We start from the raw sequence: 18,386 nt of genomic DNA on the forward strand, positions 1-18,386 counted from the left end.
CAGAGAATATGTGGCGTGGGGCGGGAAGGAATCTTCCGGAGCAACTTTACCGCGCCCCTGATTCCGGCCCGTGTCACCGCCGGCAGGTCCGTGCCGGAGGTCACAGGGCATTGCGGGAAGGAACGGCAAGAAGTTGAAGTTGCAACTAAAGACAGCACTCAGTGGCCGCCGACCCGGCGGGTACGCCAAGCGAAAAGGATGCCCATGACCATCGCCCATGACGAAGCAGTAATCGGCGCCGCAGCAGTGGACGCCATCTTTGCCGAGGCCCGCACCGCGAGCACGTTTACCGGTGAGGTCACTGACGAACAGGCCCGGGCCATCTACGAGCTGACCAAGTTTGGTCCCACCGCGTTCAACTCGCAGCCGCTCCGGGTGACGTACATCCGGTCTGAGCAAGCACGCGCGGCACTTGTCGAAACCCTTGCCCACGGCAACCGCGCCAAAACAGCCTCCGCGCCCCTTGTCGCCGTTCTGGGCTACGACACGTCTTGGCAGGAACAGTGGGAAAACTTCCTTCCCGGCTACAACGCGCCCAAAGCCATGTACGACGCCGCCCCGGACCTCGCCGCGGCCACCGGGAACAACAACGCCCACCTGCAGGCCGGCTACTTTATCCTCGCCGTCCGGTCCCTTGGCTTCTCCGCCGGACCCATGACAGGTGCAGACTTCACCGCTATCGATGCGGCGTTTTTCCCCGACGGCAGCCAAAGGAGCTTCCTGGTGGTTAATATCGGGCAGCCGGCCGCGGATGCCTGGGGTGCCCCGAAGCCGAAGTTCGCCTACGAGGACGTTGTCCGCACGCTCTGACGGGAAGCCGCCGGCGAGGGGGTGGTCCCGGCGGTGTCCAGGCGCGGAGGTGCCTCCGGCACCATGGGGGACAGGCCGGAGGCACTCGGGACGCAATTCTGCGGTTGAGCGCACGGCCGCATCCGGGGCCGCACCTGAGTTTATCCCTCCTGGGGGCCCTAAAACAGGGCCCAACGGCCGCAGGTGTGCCCGGTCAGGAAATGACGCCGTCCACCAGCGCCTTTGCCTCGGCTTGGACCTGCTTGAGGTGCTCCGCGCCCTTGAAGGACTCGGCATAGATTTTGTAAACGTCCTCGGTACCGGACGGACGGGCCGCGAACCAGGCGTTCTCCGTGACGACCTTAAGCCCGCCGATCGCCGCCCCGTTGCCCGGCGCCTCGGTCAGCTTGGCCGTGATTGTTTCACCTGCCAGTTCCGTGGCGGTAACGTCCGACGGCGACAGCTTGCCGAGTGCGGCCTTCTGCTCCCGGGTGGCCGCTGCGTCGATCCGTGCGTAGACCGGGTCGCCGAATTGTTCGGTGAGGCCCTGGTAGAGCTGCGACGGCGACTTGCCTGTCACCGCTGTGATCTCCGAGGCCAGCAGGGCCAGCAGGATGCCGTCCTTGTCCGTGGTCCACACGCTGCCGTCTTTTTTGTTGAACGATGCGCCGGCAGATTCCTCGCCGCCGAAGGCCCCCTCCCCGGACAGGAGCCCGGGGACGAACCATTTGAAACCGACCGGCACCTCAACCAGCTTGCGTCCCAGGCTTTCAGCCACCCGGTCGATGATGGATGAGGACACCAGCGTCTTGCCGATCACGGACTGCGGGTTCCAGCCGGTCCGGTGCCGGTACAGGTAGTCAATCGCAACGGCGAGATAGTGGTTCGGGTTCATCAGCCCGCCCTGTCCATCAACAGAGGGCGTCACGATGCCGTGCCGGTCGGCGTCGGCGTCATTTCCGGTGGCGACGTCGAAGGCAGCGGACCCGTCCGCACCAGCAGCCATCCTGTTGATCAGTGAGGCCATCGCCGACGGCGAGGAGCAGTCCATCCGGATCTTTTCATCCCAGTCGAGTGTCATAAAGGCCCACTGCGGGTCGACGGTGGGATTGACCACTGTGAGGTTCAGGTGGTGGCGTTCGCCGATCTCGCCCCAGTAGTCCACCGATGCGCCGCCCATCGGGTCGGCGCCGATCCGGACGCCCGCCTCCCGGATTGCATTGAGGTCCAGGACGGAGGGGAGATCGTCCACATAGCTGGACAGGAAGTCGAACTTGCCCGTGGTGCCGGCGCTCAGCGCCTCGGCGAGGGGAATCCGTTTAACGCCGCGCAGCCCGTTTTCCAGCAGTTCGTTGGCGCGGTTGGCGATCCAGCCGGTCGCGTCGGTGTCGGCAGGCCCGCCGTGCGGGGGGTTGTACTTAAACCCGCCGTCGCCGGGCGGGTTGTGGCTGGGGGTCACCACGATGCCATCAGCCTGGGGGGCGCCGGCGGCAGAGTTGTTGTTGTGCGTGAGGATCGCGTGGCTCAGCGCCGGGGTGGGTGTGTAGCCGTGCCGGGCGTCGATCAGCACGTGCACGCCGTTAGCCGCGAGCACCTCGAGGGCCGAATTCTGGGCTGGTTCGCTGAGCGCGTGGGTGTCCTTGGCCAGGTACAGGGGTCCGGTGATGCCCTGGCCTGCCCGGTACTCCACGATTGCCTGGGTGATGGCAAGGATGTGGGGTTCGTTGAAGGAGGCCTTCAGACTGGAGCCACGATGGCCGGAGGTGCCGAAGGCCACCCGTTGGCCCGGGTCCGTCAGATCGGGGGATACGTCGTAGTACGCATCCAGTAGCGCAGTGATGTCAACAAGGTCTTGGGGTTGGGCAACAGTGCCCGCGCGGCTAGCCATGGCACCAGCATGCCAGACCGAAGGGGCAGTCAACACGATTTCGGCGGATTGCGGCTCCTATGACGAAGAAATGGCCTGCCCGCGGAACAGCCCGGCGGTACTCTGGGTCCAGAGGCTTCAAGAGGGGAAATCCATGACCGAGCAGCCAAAACACGGCAACGGCGACACACCGGAGGGCTACGGTCCGGCGGCCACAGGGCAGGGACCGGGAGGGGGGCAGCACGGCTGGCCCGCCCCGGGCTACGGCCAGCCCGCCGCACCCTACGGCGCGCCCTATGCTGCGGCACCGCAACAGCCGGACGGGCAGCCTCCCTACGGTCCGCCCGCCCCGTACGGTCCGCCCGCCCCGTATGGGCAGGCCGGCCCGTATGGGCAGGCCGGCCCGTATGGGCAGGCCGGCGGCACGTTTAACGCCTACGGCCAGCCGGCATATTACGGGCTCCCCGCCGAACCCAAGGGCCTGAGCATTGCCAGCTTATGCTGCGGCATCGCCGCCCTTGTGGGGTTGGGATTTTTTATCCTGCCCCAGATTGCGGCCGTCATCCTGGGGCATCTGGCGCTGAGGCGCGAGCCCGGCGGAAAAGGCATGGCCATCGCCGGGCTTGTCCTGGGCTATGTGGGCATCGCCCTGACCGTCCTGGTGATCGTGATCATCTCGATCGTGGCCGGTAGTGTCCGCTACACCGGCGTTGCGGTCTGAAGTCCGGGCCAGCGGCCAACTAGGCCGTCAGCGCCGCCACCAGCGCGTCGGCGTTGGCTTCGAGCCACGCCGCGCGGCGGCCGATCAGCTCACCCACGCCGTCGTTCCACATCCGGGCCCAGCCGCCGCCGAGTGCCGCGGCGTTGTGCCGCATCCGTTCACGGCTCAGTGCCATGGCCTCGATGCCGACGGCCGGCAACCGCCCTCGTTCGCCGTCATCCCAGCCGTAGGCGTCGGCGAAGAGCCGGAGTCGACGGAACGGGTCTGTGCACTCCCAACCTGGCCAGAGGTCGGCCGGGTCGTGGAGCGGTGTCCAGTGCATCGCCGTATTAAAGGAATCCTTAAAGGCCGTTGAGGGCCCGGCAAGGTCGAAGTCCACCAGGCCCACCGCCACCCCGCCGCGGACCACAACATTTTGCGGCGTCACATCCAAGTGGCACACCAAGGTGCGCCCGGCGCTGTCCGGACTGTCCGGCCGGACGGCTTTGGGCGGGAACGGGTGTTCCCTCGGGATGTAGCCGGACGAGGCCGTATGCAGTCGGCGCAGCATCCGGGCCACGGACACCAGCAGTTCCTCGGACTGCACCCATAACTCCGGAACGGACCCCGCGCACTGCCCGGGCACAAAGGTCAGGACGTCCCTGCCGGCCGCATCCCGGCCCAGGAACCGCGGCGAGGCGTCGAATTCCGCGTCTTCGAGCCAATCGAGGTATGCCGCGACGGCCAGTGACTGCGGCTGGTGCGGGCGGCGGATGGTTCCGCCCACCCGCACCACGCCGTCGGTGACATCGCCCGCCGGCATCAGTTCGACGTCGGACGCCTCGCCGGGGGCGGGGATGTAGACGCGGGACTCAATTGACGGGCGATGCCTGGAGCTCATCGGCTCAGCGTACGCCGCCCATTAGCTTCTTGATCGCCGGCGAGGCAGCTGCCATGCCAACGGCCAGCAGCATGGCGGTCCCGCCGATGCCGATGAAGTACGGAAGTTCATCCTCCGGGTTGTACAAGCCGGCCAAAATGCCCGCCAGGGTGGTGCCCAGGGACACCGAGAGGAAGAACAGCGCCACCATCTGCGTGTGGAAGGCCTTGGGCGCCAGTTTTGTGGTTACCGACAGGCCGATGGGCGAAAGGAACAGTTCCGCGAGGGTAAAGAGGAACAGGATTCCCACAAGTGCCAGGAGCGGAGTTTTGCCTTCCCCAGCCAACGGAATAAAGGCCAGGAAGGCCAGCCCCATCACAAAGAGGCCGATCGAGAACTTCAGTGCCGAGCCGGGCTGCCTGCGGCCCAGCCGAGTCCAGAGTGCGGCCATAATACCGGCGAAGATGATGATAAACACCGGGTTGATGGACTGCACCCAGGCGGCCGGCATTTCCCAGCCGAACAGGTTGCGGTCCAGCTTCTCCTCCGAGTACACGGCGATGAAGGTGAACTGCTGCTGGAAGAGGGCCCAGAACGCGGCCGAGGCGATGTACAGCGGGATGAATGCCGCCACGCGCCGGCGTTCGGTGCCGTCCACCTTTTTGCTGCTGAAGATCAGGATGAAGTACAGCACCGAGGCGCCGATTGCGGCGTAGGCCATGGACATGGCAAGGTTTTGCGCGTTCACAGCGCCGGTGGCGAGCAGCGCAGCTATGACGGCGGCAATGCCGGCGAAGACTATGCCGTACTTGGTGCGCTCCGCAGCGGGCAGCGGGTTGGCCACACGCTGGGATTCCTCGGGCAGCTTCTTGCGGCCCAGGGCGTAGACGCCGAGGCCCAATGCCATCCCGACGGCGGCGGCGCCGAAGCCCCAATGGAATCCCTGGCTTTCCTGCAGCCAGCCTGTGACCAGCGGGCCGATCAGGGCGCCGGCGTTGATGCCCATGTAGAAGATAGAGAAGCCGGCGTCGCGGCGTTCGTCCTTCTCCCGGTAGAGACTGCCAACCAGCGCGGTGGCATTGGCCTTCAGGCCGCCGGAACCGACACCCACCAGCACGAGGCCGGCGATGAGGCCGGGAATGCCGGGGACCAGGGCCAGGGCGATGTGCCCGGCCATAATCATCACGGCGGAGCCGAACAGTACCCGCTCCGAACCGAAGAGCCGGTCCGCGAGCCAGGCGCCGAGGATGGTGGAGAGGTACACCCCGCCGCCGTAGGCGCCGACGAGGCTGGCGGCGAGGCCCTGTTCAATCTCCAGGCCGCCCTGGGCAGCCGTGAAGTACATGTAGTAGAGGAGGATGCCTTGCATTCCGTAGAAGGAGAAGCGCTCCCACATTTCTACGGAGAAGAGGCTGGCCAGCATCTTTGGGTGGCCAAAAAAGGAGGTATCGCCCGGCGTTGTAGCGGGGGGATCAGTTAAATGAGTTGTGCTCATTTACTTAATGCTGACAGTGTGTCGCGGGATTGTCACATTCGCGGCGCCCCGGGGCAAGTCATTTCGGGGTGCGCTGTCACTGGATGACGTTTCCGATGCGGCGTTTGGGACCCGGTAGCCTCACCCGGTGGGAACGGCGGGTGGGGGCAGGCTACCCGGCGTCGAACATGATGACTTGGCGGACCGCTTTTCCGTCGGCCAGCTGGTCCATGGCCTGGTTGATGTCCGCCAGTGCGATGCGGGACGAAATCAGCCCCTCGACCGGCAGTTTTCCTTCCCGCCAGAGCTGGGCGTACTTCGGAATATCCCGGGACGGCACTGCTGAGCCAAGGTAGCTGCCGACGATGGTCCGGGCCTCCGCCGTGATGGTCAGGGGCGAGATCTGGGCGCGCGCGTCCGGGTGCGGCAGGCCCGCGGTGATGGTGGTGCCGCCCACAGCGGTGGCGGCGAAGGCGGTCTCGAAGGCGCGCGGGTTACCGGCGCATTCGATCACGTACCGGGCCTTGATGCCCTCCGCCAGGACCTGCTGCGGGGTGTAGGTCTCGTGGGCGCCCAGACGGCGGGCGTGTTCGAGCTTTTCCTCGAGCGTGTCCACGGCGACGATCCGCGAGACCCCCTGCGAAACCGCGGTGATCAGCGCGGCCATACCAACGCCTCCGAGCCCCACGATCATCACACTGTCCTGCGGCCGGGGCCGGGCCGCGTTCAGCACCGCACCGCCGCCGGTCAGCACGGCGCAGCCGAGGACGGCGGCGACGTCCGCCGGGATGTCATCATCGACCGGGACGGCCGAGGCGCGGTCCACAACGGCGTGGGTGGCGAAGCCGGAGACGCCCAGGTGGTGGTAGATCTTTTCGCCGCCGCGGCCCAACCGCATCGATCCGTGCAGGAGGGTACCTTCGCCGTTGCTCCTGGAACCAGCGGTGCAGGGGAGCCGCCCATCTTCCCCGCAATTCGGGCACCGTTCGCAGCGGGGCAGGAAGGACATCACAACACGCTGGCCGGGCGCCAGGTCCTTGACCTCCGAGCCGACCTCGACGACGCGTCCCGCAGCCTCATGCCCCAGCAGCATCGGCACCGGGCGCACCCGGTTCCCGTCCACAACGCTCAGATCCGAGTGGCAGATGCCGGCGGCTTCGATCTTCACCAGGACCTCGGTGGGCCCCGGACCGTCCAGCTCCAGCTCGGAGATGGTGATGGGCTTGGAGTCAGCGAAAGGGCGGGGGCGCCCGATTTCCTCGAGTACAGCACCGGTGATCTTCATTGTTCCCTTTCAGTTGGGAGCCTTCAGAGAGTGGACATGTCCTGGCGTTGACCAGCTCCACCGTATCGGCCGCGTCCGCGGAAATCATCCCGGCTCATCCCGGCGGGAGGCTAGAAGCCCAGCTGTGTGGCAAGTTGCAGCAGCAGGGCCTCGGAGCCCATCGGCCCGATCAGCTGGATTCCCATCGGCAGCCCCGAGCCGGCCGCGCCGCCGGTCCAGTGCACCGGAAGGGTGATCGCGGGCAGCCCGCATACGTTTACCATCGAGGACCACGGTGCATACTCGCACTGCTTGCGGTAGTCGCCGTCAGCGTCTCCGGCCCATTCGGCCGCTGGCCAGTAGCCGTTGCCGTGGGCAGTTCCGGTGAACCAGCCAACCGGACGGGGGGTCTGGGCCAACGCCGGCGTCAGGATAAGGTCCCAGCCGGTGTATTGGGCGATCGTGTCCCGCTGGAACCGGCGCAGGAACGCGAGGGATTCGGCGAGTTTCGCGGGACTCCGCTGCTGGGCCCGGCGCCGGAAGGTCCGGGTGAGGGGCGTCAGGAGCGCCTCGCGCTGGGGCAGGATCCGGGCGCTGCCGACGGCGGCGGTCCAGGCCGTGGTGAACGCATCCGGGTAGCGGTTGTCGTAGCGGATGGAGGCATCGGAGGTCTCGTGGCCCGCTGCTTCGAGCAACCGGACGCCTTCAGCAAGTGCGTCGAGGGCCTCGGGGTCCGGGGTGAAGGGGAAAATCGTCTGCCACGGGCTGTCCAGGCTGACGCCAACGCGCAGTGTCCGTGGTTTTCGCGCTGAGTCTTCCAGGTAGCCCGGTGCGCCCTCCCGGCGGACCCGCTGCGGACCGGCGGGCTTGAGCGCGTCCAGCAGCAGGGCAGCGTCGGCGGCCGAGCGGGCCAGCGGACCGGAGACGACGAGCCCCGCGGCATCCCCCGTGCTTTCCCCCGCGGGAACCAGCCCCCGCCCCGGTTTGAGTCCCACGAGTCCGCAGGCGGCAGCCGGAATGCGGACCGAGCCGCCGCCGTCGGATCCCGGCGCGAACGGCACCAGGCCGGCGGCCACCGCAGCTGCACTTCCACCGGAGGATCCGCCCGAGCTGCGGCTGAACGCATGCGGGTTGCGGGAGGGCGGCGCGATCCGGTTCTCGCTGTAGGCCGTCAGCCCGAACTCCGGCACCTGCGTTTTCCCCAGCGAGACCACGCCCGTGCCTTTGAGCTTGGCAGCCAGGGCGCCGTCGAGCAGGGCGGGTTTATGCTCCAGCGCTGCGCTGCCGTGGGTGGTGATAACTCCGGCGACGTCTGTCAGGTCCTTAAACGCCACCGGCACCCCGTGCAGCAGCGGCAGCCCGGCACCGTCCCGGGCGGATCGGGCGTAGCGGTCATCGGCCGCCGCCGCGTCGACCATCCCCTGCTCGGCCGTGACGGTGATAAACGCGCCAAGGTGCGGGTTTATCGCCGAAATGCGGTCCAGGAAGTGGCCGGCGGCCTGCCGCGCCGACAGTTCGCCCCCGCGAAGGGCATCGCGCAGCTCGACGGCGGTCAATTCATGGATTTCAGCCAAGGGAACGCGGCTCCAGCGCTCGCCCGGCCGCCCTGGCCCTCGGCTTCGGTGCACCTGCCCACTCCCCGGGCCCACGGGCGGACACGTTGGGCGTATGCCCAGGCCCCGCATCCGGGGGAGGACATGCGCGCGGGTGGGAACTGGACATGTCCCCTGTGCCAGTGGGTCTCCGGTGCGCCATCCCAGAAGCGTAACCTGCCGCCGGGTAGGGGTGCGGCGCTGGCCGGTGGCGATACGCTGAAGGTTGACCATTCATTCTGCGGAAGGACGACCATGAGCGACTTTGACACAGTGACCGTGTCCGACATCCCGGAAGGGGCCCGGATCCTCGACGTCCGCGAAGACTACGAGTGGGTGGCGGGCCACGCGGCCGGCGCCCTCCACATCCCGTTGGACCAGCTCCCGGCGCGGCTTGAGGACCTCGACCCGGACGAGGACGTTTTTGTTATCTGCCGCACCGGTGGCCGTTCCTTGCGCGCCGCCCAGTGGCTATCCGGACAGGGGTATTCCGCCCTGAATGTGGCCGGCGGCATGGACCAGTGGCTGGAAACCGGAATGCCGCTGGTGTCCGACAACGGACTCAAGCCCGTCATCCTGTAGCTGAAGAAAGAAGCGCCGATGCCCGCATCACCTGTGACGTATACCTTCCTCGGACCCGCGGGCACCTTCACCGAGGCTGCCCTGATGCAGGTTCCCGATGCTGCGGAAGCAATCCGTATTCCGTCCTCGAACGTCAACTCGGCGCTGGATAAGGTCCGCGACGGCTCTGCCGACGCCGCCATGGTGCCGATCGAGAACTCCGTGGAAGGCGGCGTCACGGCAACCCTGGACGCAATCGCCACCGGACAGGAACTCCGGATCCTGCGCGAAGCCCTGGTATCGATCAGCTTTGTGCTGGTGGCCCGGCCCGGCACCCGGATTGAAGATATCCGCCGGATCTCCACCCACGGCCACGCCTGGGCGCAGTGCCGGCTGTGGGCAGAAAAATATATTCCTAATGCTGAATATATCCCGGGTTCCTCCACCGCTGCAGCGGCGATGGGCTTGCTCGAAGGCGATATCCACTACGACGCCGCCATCTGCGCCCCGATTGTGGCCGCGAAGCAGCCAGGACTCCACGTCCTGGCGGAGAATATCGGGGACAACCCGGGTGCGGTGACACGCTTTGTGCTGGTCGGCCGGCCCGGCCGGCTGACCGAACCCACCGGCGCGGACAAGACCACGGTCGTGGTTCCGCTGCCCGAAGACCGCCCCGGTGCATTGATGGAAATCCTTGACCAGTTCGCGACCCGCGGCGTGAACCTGAGCCGGATCGAATCACGGCCTACCGGCCAATACCTTGGCCACTACTTCTTCAGCATTGACGCCGACGGACACGTGGCGGATGCCCGGGTTGCAGATGCCCTCGCCGGCCTGCACCGGATCAGCCCGGCAACCCGTTTCCTCGGGTCTTACGGACGCGCGGACGGCCAGCGCACCACAGTGGAGCCACACACCTCGGACCAGGCCTTCCGTGCCGCCCATGCCTGGGTAAAAGACATACTCTCGGGAGCATCAGTGGTGCCGGTATATACGTCGGGCGCTTCGCCCACAGCGTAGACAAATGCCGCATGCCGCACTTCCGCCCCTCTGCAACTGTGCGTATGCTTGCCTGATCCATATTGGGGAAGTCCGCTACGAGGGAGCAGGTTATGGCAGATACCAGCCTTGAAAATGACGGCCAGGGAATGATCGTGAACCCGAAGCCGACCGCTGACAATCAGGACTGGGACGGCGACGACGCCGACCGTGCAGACCGGCTGCGCTTCGAAGAGGAGCAGGCAATGATCCGGGAGCAGTCCGAGGCGCGCGCGGCCAAGGCTGCCGCGGAGGCGAAAAAGTCCGCAGCGGCGGCGACGGAAACCAGCGCCTAGCCTTGCTCGGTGCCGTTCTTGACGCGGACGAGCAGCGAGCCCGGGGCAACCTGTACGGTGACCTTCGTGGCCTCTCCGGACGGATCGCCGTCGACCTGTGTGGGCATTGGTTCCGGACAGCGGATGATGATCTTTCCGGAGCGGTAAAACGCCATCACCGGCAGGTTTCTCTTGTGTTTGAGCACAATCTTCCAGTACATCGCCAGCCAGCCGATCGCACTGCGCGGGCTCATCACCACCACGTCGAGCATCCCGTCATCAATCATCGCCTGCGGGATGAAATCAATCCCGCCGGGGATCAACCCGCAGTTCGCGAACAGTACGCTGCGGATCTTCCGGCTCTGCTCCGGCTGGTCGTCCAGTGAGATGGTCACCTTCTTGCGGCGGCCCGGGAGATGCCGGACCCCCGCTTCGGTGTAAGCCAGCCAGCCCACAGCCTTCTTGAGCCCGTCATTGGTGTCGCCGATGACCTCTGCGTCCATTCCGATGCCGGCGATGACCAGGAAGGTGTGTTCCGCCGATTCGTTGGTGCGGGCGTTCTCCACCGTCATCCGCGCCGTATCAATAAAGCGTTGCTGACCGAACAGGGCAGTCTGGACGCTCGCGCGCAGGTCGCCCACGTCCAGGTGGATGTTGCGGGCCAGCAGGTTGCCGGTGCCGAGCGGGATCAGGCCCATGGCGGTTTCCGTGCCGGCCAGAATGTCCGCCACCACCCGGACCGTGCCGTCGCCGCCGCCCACCAGTACGACGTCGGCGCCGGACTGGACAGCGGCCCGCGCCTGCGAGAAGCCCGGGTCCGCGGCAGTAGTTTCGTAAAACTGCGGCGGCGCCCAGCCCGCTGCTGCGCACGCATTCGCTATCAGTGTCCGGGCTTCGCCTGATCGGGCCTTGATCGGGTTCATCACCACTGCGACCTTCTGCTGGCCCAGGCCTGGGCTGTGCGTTTCCTCCGACACGGTGCTGCGGCTGTGCCTGGCTTTGAGCTTGCGCACTCCCCACCAGCTGGAGGCGGCAAACGCCAGAACTCCAGCGATGACGAGATAGAGCAGCCAGTCACGCATTGTGCTCCAACACTATCCCGCCGGTGGGCGGTGATTTGGTTGCCCGGTGCAGGCGCCCGGATTGGATACTCTTATCAGGTGATCGACGTAAAAGACCTCAGCGAAAATCCGGACACGTTCCGGGCCAGCCAGCGCGCCCGCGGTGCCGATGAATCCGTGGTGGACGCGATCATCGCAGCGGACTCGACCCGGCGTGCGGCCCTGATCCGCTTCGAGAACCTCAGGGCCGAGCAGAATGTCTTCGGAAAGAGGGTGGCGCAGGCCAAGGGCGAGGAGAAGCAGGCCCTGCTGGCCGAGGTCAAGGTCCTCGCCGGTGAGGTCAAAGCAGCATCGGTTGAGGCCGACGTCGCACAGTCCGCTCACGAGGAACTGCTGCGCGGCATTCCCAACCTCATCGAGGACGGTGTCCCAGCGGGCGGGGAAGACGACTACATCGTCCTCAAGGCCGTCGGCACCCCCCGCGAATTTAACGACTTCGAGCCGAAGGACCACCTGGAAATCGGTGAGCTGATCGGCGCCATCGACATGGAGCGCGGTGCCAAAGTATCCGGTTCGCGCTTCTACTTCCTGCGCGGGGCCGGGGCGCGGCTGGAAATGGCGCTGCTGCAGATGGCCATGGAGCAGGCCATCGACGCAGGCTTTGTGCCGATGATCACCCCGACGCTGGTGCGCCCGGAGACCATGCAGGGCACCGGATTCGACGTTAAGCACGACGCCGAGATTTACCGGCTCGCGGAGGACGATCTGTACCTCGTGGGCACCTCCGAAGTGGCCCTTGCCGGCTACCACGCCGATGAAATCCTGGACCTCTCCAAGGGTCCGATCCGCTTCGCCGGGCAGAGTTCGTGCTACCGGCGTGAGGCTGGCTCGCACGGCAAAGACACCCGCGGCATCATCCGGGTCCACCAGTTCAACAAGGTGGAGATGTTCGTCTACACCACGGTCGAGGAAGCTGCGGCCGAGCACGCCCGGCTCCTAGCTTGGGAAGAGGAGATGCTGGCCAAGTGCGAGCTGCCCTACCGGGTGATTGACACCGCAGCCGGTGACCTCGGCAACTCCGCGGCGCGCAAGTTCGACTGCGAGGCCTGGGTTCCGACGCAGGGGGCGTATCGCGAGCTGACCTCGACTTCCAATTGCACCACGTACCAGGCGCGCCGGCTCAACATCCGCGAACGTGTGCTGAACGGGGACGGCGCCCCCAAGGGCACCCGTGCGGTCGCCACGCTCAACGGCACCCTGGCCACCACCCGCTGGATCGTGGCCATCCTGGAGCACCACCAGAACCCGGACGGCTCCGTTAACATCCCGCAGGCACTGCAGAAGTATCTCGGCGGCATGACGGTCTTCCCGGTCATCTGAGCCGACTGCGCCCGGCCCGGGTTCCGCCGCGTGCGGCGGAACCCGGGGTCAACAGCTGTTCACCCCGGGTTTACCACCCGTTGTGGCCTGCGTCCTAGCGGGTGTCAGGGGTGTCTGCTCTACTTGTTAGATGACAACAATGACTGAAACTTCAGTCGCCGGCAACGATGACCGGCGAGACACTAACCAGAACAACACCGCAGGCCACAAGCTGATGGTTGCGCTCGACGTCGACGGCACCCTCGTGGACCACGACGGCCATATGTCCGTTCCCGTCCGCGAAGCCGCCCGGGACGTTGTGGCGGCGGGCCACCACGTGACCATCGCGACGGGGCGGTCGCTGAATGCGACCCTGCCCATCATTGAACATATCGGCATTGAAAACGGCTATGCGGTCTGCTCCAACGGCGGCGTCACGTTGCGTCTGGATTCCGGCCTGTCCGAGGGCTACGAGATCATGCACAAGGCAACCTTCGACCCCGGGCCCGCGCTCAGAGCACTGCGCAAGCGGCTGCCCTCGGCAAAGTATGCGCTGGAGGATGCGGACGGCAACTTCCTCTCCACCGAGCGCTTCCAGGACGCCAGTTTCGGCGTTGAGGCCATTGGCGTGGACTTCCAGACCTTGCTGGAAGCCACTGCCGTGCGCGTTGTTGTCTTCAGCACCGAAAACACGCCCGAAGAGTTCAACACCGCCATCCGCCACATCGGCCTCGCCGGGGTGACCTACTCGGTGGGCTGGACGGCGTGGCTGGACATCGCCGCCGCCGGAGTCACCAAGGCGAGTGCGCTCGAGCAGCTCCGCGGACGGCTGAGCGTCGAGCCGCACCACACCGTTGCCGTCGGCGACGGCCGCAATGACATCGAGATGCTCGGCTGGGCCGCGCGCGGCGTCGCCATGGGCCAGGCGCCCGAGGAGGTCATCGCCGCCGCAAACGAGGTCACCCACTCCGTGTATAACGACGGTGCCGCCCACGTGCTGCGCAGCCTGCTGCCCTAGCCGGGCCGGGCGGGGTGTCAGCGCGCTTCGAGGATGAGGCCCAGGAGCCTGGCCGCGGCGGGACGCGCCGCGTGTTCCTCATTCCACTGCGCGCGCGCCACTGCCTTGCTGACAGCCTGGGTGGTAATCCCGAGTTCCTCAGCCACCGCCTTTTGCTGTCCGCGAACCCCGGGGGTCAGCAGGTCCAGCACCCGCCACTCGGCCAGGCTGCGGTCGTGCACGATCTGACCGAGCAGCCGCAGGACGGCTTCCGACTCCGCGGCGAGGTCTGCAAGCGGGCCTTCGACGGCCACCGGGATCCGGTCCTTGCCGTTGCGCAGCCGGTCCACGGCCCGGCGGGCATAAATGAGGCCGTGACCGGAGGCGTCCTTGATCTGGTTCGGCAGGGGTTCATTGACCGGGCCGACACCGATGCCGACGTACCAGCTGCCTGTCCGCAGGGAGATCATCGCCGCTTCGACGGCCTGCAGGGGACAGTCCACAATGCCCTGGACCTCATCCTCGACCGAGCGGTCGAAGTCCAGGCGCGCCGGGATGTGCCGCAGGTCCTTGAGGAGCTGGGGCACGCAATCGCCGTCGCGCCGGCTGTCGGTTTGGTTGATCGTCAGCGTGAACATTCTGGATCCACACTACCCGGTGGAATGCGTCAGGCAAGAGCGCCAAAGCGGTGCCGGCGGGACGGCGCGCCGGCACAAAAGGAGACTGGTTCCAGTGCCGGCTGCGGCGGCTGCGGAGGCCCGGAAAGCAGCTGATCCTGACCGTTGGTTTCGGCCGGATCAGCTTTAGGACCCCGGCCGCAGTTCTCCGGCGGCTCAGACGGCGCGGTAGCGCAGGGCGCCAGGAATCCCGCCGCGGCGCCCGAGGCCCTCCCCGGCGGCAAAACGGGCCCACACGGCGCGGAGCTCCCTGCCCTGGGCGTTAATTTCCGCCCAGTCGGCACCTGCGAGCAGCCCCGCCCCTTCCCAGGTCTTTTGGTCTCCGAACAGCAGGGGCAGGTCTACTGTGTGCGCGGCACCATAGACGTTTCCGGGCGCGGCCCAGGACAGCACATAACTGTAGGCCGTGCCGCCGGCCCGGGCGTGCCGCCTGGCGAACTTCCTGGCGGACCTGCCATACACGGCCTCGGTGACGGCCCAGTTGATGCCCCGCACGATGGCGGCCCCGAGCAGCGGGACCTTGGCCACGGCGCTGACGGTGCGGTTGCGCGGCAGGAACATCCGGGCTTCCTCGGAGGTGTGTCCGATCAAAACCTCAATCCCGGCAGCAGTGTTGTTCCATGCGTCCTCGATCGCGGATTCCCGCGGCAGCGGGGCGTGCCCGTACTGGGTGCCGAACGGCATGGCTGCTTTCAGCCCGAACTTCCGGGCCACCTGCGAAACGTGCCCCTCGATCTCGACAACTTCCATCGCCGGTGTGTCCTTTGTGACGGTTTGCGCCGCGATGCCCATCGCGTGGCTCATCTTTTCCCGACCCCGGGTAATGCCGAGGGGTGCGCTCTGAATAATGGCCCGCCGGAAGAGGGCGGGGGCTTCCGCCGTTGCCATCAGATGGGCGACGGCGTCCCCGCCGGCGGACTGTCCGAAGGCCGTGACATTTGCCGGGTCGCCGCCGAAGGCGCTGATGTTGCGCTGGACCCAGCGGAACGCCTCAAGCTGGTCCAGGAGGCCCAGGTTCGCGGGCCGTCCGGTGCCGCTTGCCAGGTAACCAAACAGGCCCAGCCGGTAGGTCACGGACACCACGATCACGCGGTTTTCGGCCACAAGGGACTTGGGGTCGAAGATCGCCAAGTCCCCGGAGCCGGACGTGTAGGACCCGCCATGGAGCCACACCATCACCGGCACACGCTCGTGCGCAGTGAGCCCGGCCGGCATGGTGATAGAGAGCCGCTGGCAGTCCTCGCTGCCGGGAAGCTCCCCGTAGCGGGTGCCGAGGATCTCATCCAGGAAAGGGACCGGAGCCTGCGGGCACGCCGGCGAAAGGGACGTCGCCGCGAGGACAGCGGTCCGGTCAGGTACAGGCACCGGCGGCTGGAACCGTCCGGCGCTGGCATAGGGAATTCCGCTGGCACGCAGCACCTCGCCGTCCCGCCATCCGGTGACCGGACCGCTGGGTGGGCTAAAGGCAGGATCGTCGTTCATGAGCCAACAATTTCACACATTCCTGACCCGCCACTGACAGGCCAACGTAGTTTGCGCTGCGCTTGGCTCTGCGCTGAAACGGCAAACGCGGGGCCGGTGACAGCCACATCCGGAAGCCGGATGGGCGGTCAACGACCCCGCGTTGGAGTTCCGGAACGTTAGTGCGTGTGGGGAACGTAACGCTTGATCGACGCCTCAAGCTCGGCTTCGGCGGCAGCACGGTCGCCCCAGCCCTCAGCCTTGACCCACTTGCCCGGCTCCAGGTCCTTGTAGCGGGTGAAGAAGTGCTCGATTTCCCGGATCAGGAATTCACTGACGTCGGTGATCTCGTTGATGTGATCGAAGCGGGCATCGGTGGGGACGCAGAGCACCTTCGCGTCGCCGCCGCCGTCGTCGGTCATGTTGAACACGCCGATGGGGCGTGACTCGACGATAACGCCGGGGTGCAGGTCGAAGTCCTGCAGCAGCACAAGGGCGTCCAGCGGGTCGCCGTCTTCGCCCAGGGTGTTCTCGAAAAACCCGTAGTGCGTGGGGTACTGCATGGAGGTGAACAGGACGCGGTCCAGGCGGACGCGGCCGGTCTTATGGTCGACTTCGTACTTGACGCGTGATCCCTTGGGGATCTCGATTGTCACGTCATGCTTCATGGAATACTCCTTGACGAATTCAGGGGTGCGCGGTTTTCAGGGGTGCGCGGCACACACTCACAGGAGGTTGCCGGTGCCGCCGACTACTATTGAGGATATAGCGAGAGGCGCTGGTTTCAGGAACTAGTGGGGACATTTCGGGACTAAAGGACCAGTAGCAGGATGAAACGCAGAACGAGCCGGCCGGGCGCGCGGCCGGCGACCGGGCCGCTTCGGCGGAACCTTCCGCTGCTGCTCCAGACCCTATTGGTGGCGGCGCTCGCCCTCCCTGCCGGCGTCGCGCTGGCACCGGCGTTCCGCGGCCCCGCGTCTTCCGCGGCCACGGGCGAAAATACCCCGACCTGGCAGCAGGTCCCCGGTACGCTGGCCCCCCGCGGCGGCACCGCCGCCGGCAGCGGCGGCATCGAACCGCTCACTGCCGCCGCCCCTCGCCCGGCACCGGGTGACCTCGCTGCGCAACTGAACGAAACCCTCAAGACCGACGGTGCCGGGGACTTTACCGGTATGGTGCAGGATGCCCTCACCGGGGACGTATTATTCGACCGTTCCGGCGACGCGGTCCGCGTTCCCGCCTCCAACATGAAGCTGCTCACGGCCGCCGCTGCCCTGCGCACCCTCGGACCGGAGCGCCGCTTCAGCACCAGGGCAGTGGCGGGCAGTGCCCCCGGAACTGTGGTGCTCACCGGCGGCGGGGACGTGCTGCTCGGCGCCGGGGAATCGGTGCCCGACGCCGTGCTGGGCCACGCCGGACTCGCTACCTTGGCACAGTCCACGGTCCGGGCGCTGGAGGCCGGGAACGTCACCGGTCCCTTGACGGTGCAACTTGACGACTCCCTGTTCACCGGCCCCGCTCTGAACCCGGCCTGGAGCCCGGAGGATGTTGCCGCGGGTGAGGTAGCGCCGCTGTTTCCGCTGGCACTGAACTCCGCCCGGTTCGACCCGGCCAGCACCACCGGGCCCCGCCCGCAGGACGCCGCGATGACCGCCGCCGAAGCCTTTTACGCCCAGCTTTCGACGGCGGCTGCAGCGGCCGGGCTCTCGGTGGCGCCCGGCGTTGGACGGGTCCCCGCGGCAACTGCCGAAGGCGATGCTGAAGCCCGGGTCCTGGCCGAGGTCCAGTCAGCGACTGTCGGCCAGCAGGTGGACCTGCTGCTGCGCACCTCGGACAACTACCTCGCCGAGACGATGGGCCGGATGGCGGCAACCGCGGCCGGTAAACCCGGCAGTAACGACGGCGCCGTCGCGGCCGTTCTGGAGCAGCTCGACGACCTGGAGATCCCTGCCGGCACACTGCGCGCAGCTGACGTCTCCGGCCTGGCCCTGGACAACCAGGTGTCCGCCCGCCAGCTTGCCGGGGTGGTTCGGGCCATCACGTCGGGCACGGACACCCGGCTGCGGTCCGCTCTGGCCGGATTTCCGGTCGCCGGGCTCACCGGAACGCTGGGGGACCGGTACATGGATGCGGCCACGGCGCGCGGCGCGGGCCTGGTCCGGGCCAAAACCGGCACGCTGAACACCGTCCTTGCGCTAAGCGGCTACGTGGTGGACGCCGACGGCAGGCTCCTGGTGTTTTCCTTCATTGGCAACGGACTGACGCCGGGGGCGGCGAATAAGGCCGTGCTGGACCGCGCCGCGTCCGTCCTGGCCGGGTGCGGCTGCCGCTGACGCGCGCGGCCGTTCGCCGGCCGACGAATTTAAGGCGCATTGTCAGTCCGCTGTGATC

Annotated in this window: 17 protein-coding genes; 8 read left to right on the plus strand and 9 right to left on the minus strand. The window is 66.9% G+C overall.

All coding sequences use genetic code 11. The features are described from left to right. Window positions 1-204: 204 nt before the first annotated feature. Window positions 205-810: a malonic semialdehyde reductase gene (locus QI450_RS17150; protein WP_226773102.1), complete on the plus strand. Its 606-nt coding sequence runs from the start codon at window positions 205-207 to the stop codon at window positions 808-810. A 193-nt stretch (window positions 811-1,003) separates the two neighbouring features. On the opposite strand, the gene pgm is transcribed toward QI450_RS17150, so the two are convergent. Next, window positions 1,004-2,677 carry a phosphoglucomutase (alpha-D-glucose-1,6-bisphosphate-dependent) gene (gene pgm, locus QI450_RS17155; RefSeq protein WP_226773101.1) on the minus strand — a complete coding sequence of 558 codons (1,674 nt, stop codon included), beginning with the start codon at window positions 2,675-2,677 and terminating at the stop codon, window positions 1,004-1,006. Window positions 2,678-2,810: 133 nt separating this feature from the next. Here pgm and QI450_RS17160 point away from each other — a divergent pair, with 133 nt between their 5' ends. Then, window positions 2,811-3,377 carry a DUF4190 domain-containing protein gene (locus QI450_RS17160; protein WP_226773100.1) on the plus strand — a complete coding sequence of 189 codons (567 nt, stop codon included), beginning with the start codon at window positions 2,811-2,813 and terminating at the stop codon, window positions 3,375-3,377. Window positions 3,378-3,396: 19 nt separating this feature from the next. Here QI450_RS17160 and QI450_RS17165 read toward each other — a convergent pair whose 3' ends face one another. From QI450_RS17165 to QI450_RS17180, 4 genes are all read right to left on the minus strand, one after another. Next, complete coding sequence (locus QI450_RS17165) at window positions 3,397-4,257, minus strand: phosphotransferase (protein WP_226773099.1); 861 nt, start codon at window positions 4,255-4,257, stop codon at window positions 3,397-3,399. A gap of 4 nt (window positions 4,258-4,261) precedes the next feature. Beyond that, a complete protein-coding gene (locus QI450_RS17170) occupies window positions 4,262-5,731 on the minus strand; it encodes a peptide MFS transporter (RefSeq protein WP_226773098.1) in 1,470 nt (489 codons plus the stop codon). Window positions 5,732-5,882: 151 nt separating this feature from the next. Further along, window positions 5,883-6,995 (minus strand): alcohol dehydrogenase catalytic domain-containing protein, encoded by a 1,113-nt coding sequence (locus QI450_RS17175; protein WP_282468053.1) that lies wholly within the window; start codon window positions 6,993-6,995, stop codon window positions 5,883-5,885. Window positions 6,996-7,105: 110 nt separating this feature from the next. Beyond that, complete coding sequence (locus tag QI450_RS17180; protein WP_282468054.1) at window positions 7,106-8,548, minus strand: amidase; 1,443 nt, start codon at window positions 8,546-8,548, stop codon at window positions 7,106-7,108. A 273-nt stretch (window positions 8,549-8,821) separates the two neighbouring features. On the opposite strand from QI450_RS17180, the gene QI450_RS17185 reads away from it, so the two are divergent. From QI450_RS17185 to QI450_RS17195, 3 genes are all read left to right on the plus strand, one after another. Further along, on the plus strand, window positions 8,822-9,148 hold the full coding sequence (locus tag QI450_RS17185) for a rhodanese-like domain-containing protein (protein ID WP_226773821.1): 327 nt from the start codon (window positions 8,822-8,824) through the stop codon (window positions 9,146-9,148). Window positions 9,149-9,166: 18 nt separating this feature from the next. Then, entirely contained in the window at window positions 9,167-10,147 is a 981-nt protein-coding gene (gene pheA / locus QI450_RS17190; protein ID WP_226773822.1) for a prephenate dehydratase, read from the plus strand. Window positions 10,148-10,239: 92 nt separating this feature from the next. After that, window positions 10,240-10,461 (plus strand): hypothetical protein, encoded by a 222-nt coding sequence (locus QI450_RS17195; RefSeq protein ID WP_226773823.1) that lies wholly within the window; start codon window positions 10,240-10,242, stop codon window positions 10,459-10,461. Here the strand turns inward: QI450_RS17195 and QI450_RS17200 are convergent. Continuing rightward, window positions 10,458-11,522, minus strand: a complete 1,065-nt coding sequence (locus QI450_RS17200) for a diacylglycerol kinase family protein (RefSeq protein ID WP_226773824.1) — start codon at window positions 11,520-11,522, stop codon at window positions 10,458-10,460. The two genes, QI450_RS17195 and QI450_RS17200, sit on opposite strands and share 4 nt — an antisense overlap. A 78-nt stretch (window positions 11,523-11,600) precedes the next feature. Between QI450_RS17200 and serS the strand changes: the two genes are divergently transcribed. After that, window positions 11,601-12,881: a serine--tRNA ligase gene (gene serS, locus QI450_RS17205; protein WP_226773825.1), complete on the plus strand. Its 1,281-nt coding sequence runs from the start codon at window positions 11,601-11,603 to the stop codon at window positions 12,879-12,881. A gap of 130 nt (window positions 12,882-13,011) precedes the next feature. Beyond that, the gene (locus QI450_RS17210; RefSeq protein ID WP_226773826.1) at window positions 13,012-13,878 is read left to right on the plus strand and encodes an HAD family hydrolase; all 867 of its coding nucleotides are present in this window, start codon (window positions 13,012-13,014) and stop codon (window positions 13,876-13,878) included. A 17-nt stretch (window positions 13,879-13,895) separates the two neighbouring features. Here QI450_RS17210 and QI450_RS17215 read toward each other — a convergent pair whose 3' ends face one another. From QI450_RS17215 to QI450_RS17225, 3 genes are all read right to left on the minus strand, one after another. Then, window positions 13,896-14,495, minus strand: coding sequence for a helix-turn-helix domain-containing protein (locus QI450_RS17215; protein ID WP_226773827.1), 600 nt, complete (start codon window positions 14,493-14,495; stop codon window positions 13,896-13,898). 195 nt (window positions 14,496-14,690) lie between these two features. Then, a complete protein-coding gene (locus QI450_RS17220; RefSeq protein ID WP_226773828.1) occupies window positions 14,691-16,016 on the minus strand; it encodes a carboxylesterase family protein in 1,326 nt (441 codons plus the stop codon). A gap of 158 nt (window positions 16,017-16,174) precedes the next feature. After that, window positions 16,175-16,663 (minus strand): inorganic diphosphatase, encoded by a 489-nt coding sequence (locus tag QI450_RS17225; RefSeq protein ID WP_226773829.1) that lies wholly within the window; start codon window positions 16,661-16,663, stop codon window positions 16,175-16,177. 162 nt (window positions 16,664-16,825) lie between these two features. Between QI450_RS17225 and dacB the strand changes: the two genes are divergently transcribed. Then, window positions 16,826-18,328 (plus strand): D-alanyl-D-alanine carboxypeptidase/D-alanyl-D-alanine-endopeptidase, encoded by a 1,503-nt coding sequence (gene dacB / locus QI450_RS17230; protein ID WP_226773830.1) that lies wholly within the window; start codon window positions 16,826-16,828, stop codon window positions 18,326-18,328. Window positions 18,329-18,386 lie beyond the last annotated feature (58 nt).

It is taken from the genome of Arthrobacter sp. EM1, assembly GCF_029964055.1.
GTDB lineage: Bacteria > Actinomycetota > Actinomycetes > Actinomycetales > Micrococcaceae > Arthrobacter.

What these genes read in the sequence shown, in the direction of transcription:
- QI450_RS17150 (WP_226773102.1), top strand. Translation starts at nt 205, where the DNA reads ATGACCATCGCCCATGACGAAGCAGTAATCGGCGCCGCAGCAGTGGAC.
- pgm (WP_226773101.1), bottom strand. Translation starts at nt 2,677, where the DNA reads ATGGCTAGCCGCGCGGGCACTGTTGCCCAACCCCAAGACCTTGTTGAC.
- QI450_RS17160 (WP_226773100.1), top strand. Translation starts at nt 2,811, where the DNA reads ATGACCGAGCAGCCAAAACACGGCAACGGCGACACACCGGAGGGCTAC.
- QI450_RS17165 (WP_226773099.1), bottom strand. Translation starts at nt 4,257, where the DNA reads ATGAGCTCCAGGCATCGCCCGTCAATTGAGTCCCGCGTCTACATCCCC.
- QI450_RS17170 (WP_226773098.1), bottom strand. Translation starts at nt 5,731, where the DNA reads ATGAGCACAACTCATTTAACTGATCCCCCCGCTACAACGCCGGGCGAT.
- QI450_RS17175 (WP_282468053.1), bottom strand. Translation starts at nt 6,995, where the DNA reads ATGAAGATCACCGGTGCTGTACTCGAGGAAATCGGGCGCCCCCGCCCT.
- QI450_RS17185 (WP_226773821.1), top strand. Translation starts at nt 8,822, where the DNA reads ATGAGCGACTTTGACACAGTGACCGTGTCCGACATCCCGGAAGGGGCC.
- pheA (WP_226773822.1), top strand. Translation starts at nt 9,167, where the DNA reads ATGCCCGCATCACCTGTGACGTATACCTTCCTCGGACCCGCGGGCACC.
- QI450_RS17195 (WP_226773823.1), top strand. Translation starts at nt 10,240, where the DNA reads ATGGCAGATACCAGCCTTGAAAATGACGGCCAGGGAATGATCGTGAAC.
- QI450_RS17200 (WP_226773824.1), bottom strand. Translation starts at nt 11,522, where the DNA reads ATGCGTGACTGGCTGCTCTATCTCGTCATCGCTGGAGTTCTGGCGTTT.
- QI450_RS17210 (WP_226773826.1), top strand. Translation starts at nt 13,012, where the DNA reads ATGACAACAATGACTGAAACTTCAGTCGCCGGCAACGATGACCGGCGA.
- QI450_RS17215 (WP_226773827.1), bottom strand. Translation starts at nt 14,495, where the DNA reads ATGTTCACGCTGACGATCAACCAAACCGACAGCCGGCGCGACGGCGAT.
- QI450_RS17220 (WP_226773828.1), bottom strand. Translation starts at nt 16,016, where the DNA reads ATGAACGACGATCCTGCCTTTAGCCCACCCAGCGGTCCGGTCACCGGA.
- QI450_RS17225 (WP_226773829.1), bottom strand. Translation starts at nt 16,663, where the DNA reads ATGAAGCATGACGTGACAATCGAGATCCCCAAGGGATCACGCGTCAAG.
- dacB (WP_226773830.1), top strand. Translation starts at nt 16,826, where the DNA reads ATGAAACGCAGAACGAGCCGGCCGGGCGCGCGGCCGGCGACCGGGCCG.